7 protein-coding genes are annotated in these 6,102 nt (G+C 44.5%); 1 reads left to right on the top strand and 6 read right to left on the bottom strand.

Going from position 1 to position 6,102, the window contains the following annotated elements; all coding sequences use genetic code 11:
• From ACWVCM_RS14930 to ACWVCM_RS14915, 4 genes are all read right to left on the bottom strand, one after another.
• On the bottom strand, positions 1-566 hold a 566-nt coding region (locus ACWVCM_RS14930; RefSeq protein WP_455202560.1), incomplete at its 3' end, for an ABC transporter permease.
• A gap of 2 nt (positions 567-568) precedes the next feature.
• The gene (locus ACWVCM_RS14925; protein ID WP_455202559.1) at positions 569-1,366 is read right to left on the bottom strand and encodes an ABC transporter ATP-binding protein; all 798 of its coding nucleotides are present in this window, start codon (positions 1,364-1,366) and stop codon (positions 569-571) included.
• Positions 1,367-1,492: 126 nt separating this feature from the next.
• Positions 1,493-2,512, bottom strand: a complete 1,020-nt coding sequence (locus tag ACWVCM_RS14920; protein WP_455202558.1) for an ABC transporter substrate-binding protein — start codon at positions 2,510-2,512, stop codon at positions 1,493-1,495.
• A 317-nt stretch (positions 2,513-2,829) separates the two neighbouring features.
• Complete coding sequence (locus tag ACWVCM_RS14915) at positions 2,830-3,711, bottom strand: DMT family transporter (protein WP_455202561.1); 882 nt, start codon at positions 3,709-3,711, stop codon at positions 2,830-2,832.
• Between the two features lie 228 nt (positions 3,712-3,939).
• Here ACWVCM_RS14915 and ACWVCM_RS14910 point away from each other — a divergent pair, with 228 nt between their 5' ends.
• Positions 3,940-4,704 carry a methyltransferase gene (locus ACWVCM_RS14910; protein ID WP_455202557.1) on the top strand — a complete coding sequence of 255 codons (765 nt, stop codon included), beginning with the start codon at positions 3,940-3,942 and terminating at the stop codon, positions 4,702-4,704.
• A gap of 5 nt (positions 4,705-4,709) precedes the next feature.
• Here the strand turns inward: ACWVCM_RS14910 and ACWVCM_RS14905 are convergent, their stop codons facing one another.
• Together ACWVCM_RS14905 and ACWVCM_RS14900 are read right to left on the bottom strand one after the other, a co-directional pair.
• Positions 4,710-5,519: an undecaprenyl-diphosphate phosphatase gene (locus ACWVCM_RS14905; RefSeq protein ID WP_455202556.1), complete on the bottom strand. Its 810-nt coding sequence runs from the start codon at positions 5,517-5,519 to the stop codon at positions 4,710-4,712.
• A 17-nt stretch (positions 5,520-5,536) separates the two neighbouring features.
• On the bottom strand, positions 5,537-6,102 hold a 566-nt coding region (locus ACWVCM_RS14900), incomplete at its 5' end, for a class I SAM-dependent methyltransferase (RefSeq protein ID WP_455202555.1).

Below are 6,102 nucleotides of genomic sequence, written 5' to 3'. Positions count from 1 at the left end.
ATCGCCAGTTTTAGCCCGGTAAAAATCGATGGCAGAGAGCCGGGAATAACAATCCTGAATATAAAATTGCGCCGGTTGATTTTATACACGGAGGCTACATCGTGATATATCTGCGCCAGGCTATCTACGCCATGCAAAGTGTTCATCAACACCAGAAAAAAACTACCAATAGCCACCACCACAATTTTTGATAAATCGCCAATACCAAAAATTAGCATAATCAAGGGTAATATGGCGATCTTGGGTATTGGGTAGGTAACAATAATTAAGGGATAAAAGATCATGCGTAGCGTATGAGACAATCCCATTCCTACGCCTAACATCACGCCCAGCGTGCAACCGATTATGTAACCGACAAAAATACGATACACACTATAAAGAACATCAGTCACTATCCCTTCTTCAGGACTGACAAAAAACAGGTGGTAGAAGATTGTACTGGGCGCGGGAAAAAATCGCTGGTCCAGCAATTCAACACGAGCACATAATTCCCACACCAAAAACAATATCGCAGGCGATATGGCATAGATCAGTAGTCGTTTACGATGACTATCTGGGGCAATCATGTTTATAACTCAACATCATCTAACTGCATCTCTTCTTTTAACAGTTCAGTAATCGACTCAACATATCCCAAATAATTGCTGTTTTGGCGAATAGCAAACAGGTCACGCGGTCGCTCCAGATCAATACTAATGATTTCCTTGATGGTACCCGGACGGGCGCTCATAACAATCACTCTATCCGCCAATAACACGGCTTCTTCGATATCATGCGTAACAAATAAAACCGTTTTTTGATTAGTCTGCCAGAGGGATAGCAACAGCGAATGGAGATGCAGGCGAGTCTGAAAATCCAGAAACACAAATGGCTCATCCATTAACAGGATTTCCGGTCGAGTGGCGAAACCCCGCGCGATACTCACTCGTTGTTTCATTCCACCGGATAGCTGGTGCGGATAAAACTGTGCAAACTTTTCCAGGCCCACCTTGGCAAGAAATTCATCAACGACCTGTTGAACATCCTGATTTGCCACACCGGGGCTGTTTTCCAGAATAAATGCCAGGTTGTTGTAGACAGTCATCCATGGAAACAATCCCTGCTCCTGAAACACCATACCAATTTCAGGCTGAGTATTTTGTTGTAAAGATATAATTGAAAGCTCGCCAGCACTTGGCGCTTCCAACCCTGCGATGGTTCGCAATAAGGTGGTTTTTCCGCAACCGCTAGGCCCCAATAGACAAACAAACTCACGCGGCTCCACCTGAAAGCTAATATTATCGTACGCAATAAGCGGCTCTCCTTTATTGGAAAACCGTTTCGTTAACTGTAAACAGGCGATTTGAGGATGATTAGAAATAGACATTGTCCAGTAATCGGGGTATTCCAGGCCCTGTTTTTGCAATCATAAAAACAACAAAGCCGCGTCAGAATTCACGGCTTTGCTCATTTTTACCACTTGCAAGTGTTGCAATATATAAAAGTGCGTTATTTATTTATACGGTCCGAGTACTTTCACCGCATTCTTTGCATAGCCCAGGTCTACAATGTTATCAATATCTGGCAATGCTTTGACGTAGCCTTTATCTTTATACCACTGCGCATCCTGTTTCAGGCTCAGTATATTCACCATGCCATCGGGGCTTAAACCGACAGGAACTACCTTATTATAAATCGCGGCGTCTTTGATCCGGGTGTGCTTGGTGAGTATTTTAATAATGTCATCCTTTCCCTTGTTCTTTTCAAACGCGTCATTGTAATCGCGCAGCCCTTTTACATAAGCTACCATAAAACCTTTAGCCTGCTCCGGGTGTTTCTCCATAAATACCGGCGAATAAAAAATTGCCGCACTTTGCTGGTTCGGATAGATCTCATCATCACCGGCTACTCGTACCGCGATACCTTTATCAACGGCTGCCGCAACCAGGGGCTCGATTTGCACCGATGCATCGATAGATTTATTGGCTAGCGCAATATTAATGTCTGAGTAGGCGAGGAATTTAAGTTCGATATCATCGAGACTCAATCCCACTTTCTTCAGATACATTTCAGTCACGATTTGCTGCGAGACACCTTTGGCCGTGACTGCCATCTTCATACCTTTCAGATCTTTGAAACTTTTATAACGACCACTGTCAACATGATCCTTGCGAACAACCAGGGCCAGGTAACCATGTCCCGGACTAACAGTGCCTTTATCGGAAACAATTTTAATGGGAATATCATTGGCGATAGCGTTATACATACCGGCATTGATATTTCCGCCACCAACAAATAATTGACCGGTTGCCAGAAACGGCACCATCTTCGCACCTGATGCCTTGAAGGGATTAATAATGACATTAATACCCTGCTCTTCGAAATACCCCCTTTCCTTGGCGATAAACATCGCCGCAGAGCTCATAACCGGTGAAATACCAACCGGCACGTCTAACTTGTCTCCAGCAAACACAGAATGTGAGGCAAAGAGCAATACCGCAAATAACACAGAAGTAAACTTCAATAATTTCATTTTTCGATCCTCAATTTTTTATGCGCAGTAAGATCCAAACTATTAGTAAAAACCAGATAAAGTTGGACTGCTGTATTTTATATTGACTAAATCCCACACTGGCGCCCCGGAATACTATTTGTATTTTACCAGGCAACCGTTTTTCAAGGTGAAGCGAAAACTGGAATAGCTGAGCGCTGCATAAGCTCAACATCATAATTGTGCGATATCAATCCATCAACATGATCTAGATCATGTTTTATGGGTATACTAATGAAACCTGGCTAAATCCTACCGGGTTTTGATTTGCTTTAATAACACCCTTCAATAATAAACCGTTACCAGTCCAGGCTAAAGAAATAGACTGCGATACCCATTATCGCCACAAACGCACCGCTCACTGCCCGCCAGCTTATTTGCTCCTTGAGCATAACCATGGCTAAAGGTAGCACAAATAGCGGGCTGGTTGAATTCAGCGTTACTGCAACTGCAGCATGCGTATACTTTAATGCCGCCACAGACAGCCAGGTCCCGAGAAACGCCCCAATAACGGAAGCAACCAGCAGCCGATGACGTATTCTGGGATTGCGCAGCGGTTGCGTCCAGTCCAGCAGCGATCGACTCACCAATCCCCAGGCAAATAGACCGAAAACTGCCCATATTGTCCTGATTAATGTCGCATCCAGGGCAGGTATATCCTTCACCCCAACCTTGGTAAATATTATTGCCAGGGCATTGGCAATAACAAACAATAACCCCAGAAACAGGCCCAGACGCCACTGGGTAAATTCAGTTTTTACTAACGTCCGCTCCCATAGCACATAACTCACACCCACAATCGTCAGCAACAACCCGATACCCGCACTAACGCTTATACGTTCCCCTAACATTGCCACGGCGATCAAAGCGGTTACTACGGGAATCAAACTCCCAACCAGCAGCGTTAAACGGGAACCCAGGCGTTTGATGGTCATAAAATACAGGGTATCGCCCAGGCATATGCCAACCAGTCCACTTAGCGCCAGCAGTAAAAAGGCATCCTTCGACACCTCAGCAATTCCAAAAGGAAGCAATATCAACCCGATGCATATAATCGCCACGATACCTTTAAAAAGGTTCATGGCCACTGCCGAGACGCGTTGTTCACCCAGTTGCTGGAACAGCACTGCAGCAATCGCCCAGCAAAAAGCCGATCCCAGTGCCGCTAAGCCGCCTACTATATGTAAGTATATCGCGTCCGTAACTTGATCCTCACCGCCCTACTTACTGATCCTTAATTTGCACACTTTATTCACCCACGCGTGGAATAAGTGTTCGTTTATTACCTTTAATCCTGATGTTCTGAATAATTGCGATCATGATTTACACTAGGCAAATGTTTTAATACAACATATTATATGCAACTCAATCACTCAAGTACCGATCAATATAACCATCGAGCAAAACCTATGAAATATCGCAAAACACTCTGGACTTGCCTGGCTATTATCACTTTAACCGGCTGCTCACAATCAACGGGGTTTCGCAATGTTATCGAACATCCTGGCAGCCTGGAACTGGTTTATTATGGTTATCAGTTAAATAATCCCAGCCAGTATAAAGTAATTGCCAACGGCAAAGAATTTTTCATCACCAAGACAACGGTAGTGCCGTCCATCCAGAGTATCTTTCTCCTGGAACATACCGTGATCAACGAGGGTGATGAGGTGTTAGACATAGGAACTGGTGCGGGTATACAAGCAGTATTTGCGGCAGAAAAAGCCAGCAAGGTTGTCGCCACTGATCTGAATCAGGACGCCGTCGATGACACGGCATACAATGCAAAATTTCACGATCTTTCACACATCATTGATAGCCGTCAGGGTGATCTGTTTGGCCCGGTAAAAGAAGGCGAAAAGTTTGATGCCATCATTTTTAATATTGATTACCCCTACAATGAAAAAAGTAAAGGACTATGGGAGGTCCATGAACGTTTTTTCCGTGAAGTAAATAATTATATGAAGCCTGGCGCCACTATTTTTTATCAGGCTGGCTGGCTATGGAACATCCCGAAAATTGTTGGCATGATAGAAAGCAATGGCATGATCATCAACAAGATGGTAATGATAAATGCATTTAAACATAATCGTCAGCCAATCATTTTTATCGTTCAGAAACACCCAAGCCCGATAAAGAAAAAGGAGCGTGAAAGAGCCAGGGCGAACGAAAAATGACCTGGCTAAAGGGTAAATCCAAACATATAAAACAGCAGCGCACCTAATGCCAGGCGATAAATAACAAAGGGCAGCATGCCAATTCGTTCTAACAGCTTTAGAAAAAAATGAATGCACATATACGCCGTTACGCCTGCCAGTACGGTACCAATAATCATCATTGACCATTCGACCGGCACACCCTCCTTGATAAGATCCAGCGTCACCAGTGCACCTGACAGGGAAATAACCGGGATCGATAACAGAAATGAAAAACGCGCCGCCCCTTCTCGGGTTAGACCTAACAATAAGCCTGCAGTAATAGTGGCACCGGAACGGGAAGTCCCGGGAATCAACGCCAGTGCCTGAGCACATCCAATAACAATCACGTCCAGAATACTAATTGTGTATTCATCACGGTGACGTTTGCCGGCAACATCAGCCCACCATAACAACAAACCGAACACTACGGTCGCAATGGCGATCACTGTGGGAGATCGCAGATTCATTTCAATAAAATCTTTGAACAATAAGCCCGCCAGGCCCACCGGGATCGTGCCAAACAGAACTGCCCATGCCAACCTGCTGTTCATGGTCTGTTGACGCGACTTCAGTGACATTGTCCAGTCAACCGCCATCTCCGTCACTTCATGTCGAAAATAGAGCAATACCGCGCTTAATGTACCTACGTGCACCGCAACGTCAAATGCCAAACCCTGGTCTTTCCAGCCGTCGACCATTTGTGGCAACAGGATTAAATGTGCCGAACTGGAAATAGGCAGGAATTCCGTTAAGCCCTGCAATAAGGCCAATGCGATTGCTTGTAATAGATCCATAAATTTAGCTTAAACTATTATTCTGGTTTTTCTAGCAACAGCCAGGCATGCTGATCTTCATTCTGTAATGCCTTCTCGATAATTTTAAACCCGGTATTCTGTAACATGAACACCAGGTCGTCCAGAGTAAAACGGTTGTGTTCAATAAAATGGATAAACAAATCTTCCTGATCCTCCAGGGAGATATTGTCAGCAAAGGGATCACGCTCCATTTTTCTCAAGTACGTCTGCAACGGTACACGCACCCAGTCGAAAATGTAAAACTTCGCTCCTGGTTTCAGAATGCGATACATTTCCTTAAACATTCGTATGGGCTGATGCATTTCATGTACTACTACAGAAGCAATAATCGCATCCACTGTATTATTGTCAAACGATAACTGCGGATCCGGTAAATCCGCCTCAATGATGTGAGCATTGGCTGGTAATTCGCCTACTGCCTCGAGCATGTATGGCGCACACTCAACGCCATAAGCGTTGATATCCGGATATTTGGTGACAAGATTTTTTATAAATGTTGCAGGCCCCGTACCCAGGTCAACAACAACCGGATTTGCTGGCAATCCAGGCTGAATTTTATTTT

The organism is Kaarinaea lacus (genome assembly GCF_975902315.1).
This window is presented reverse-complemented; position numbering and strand designations above follow the sequence as displayed.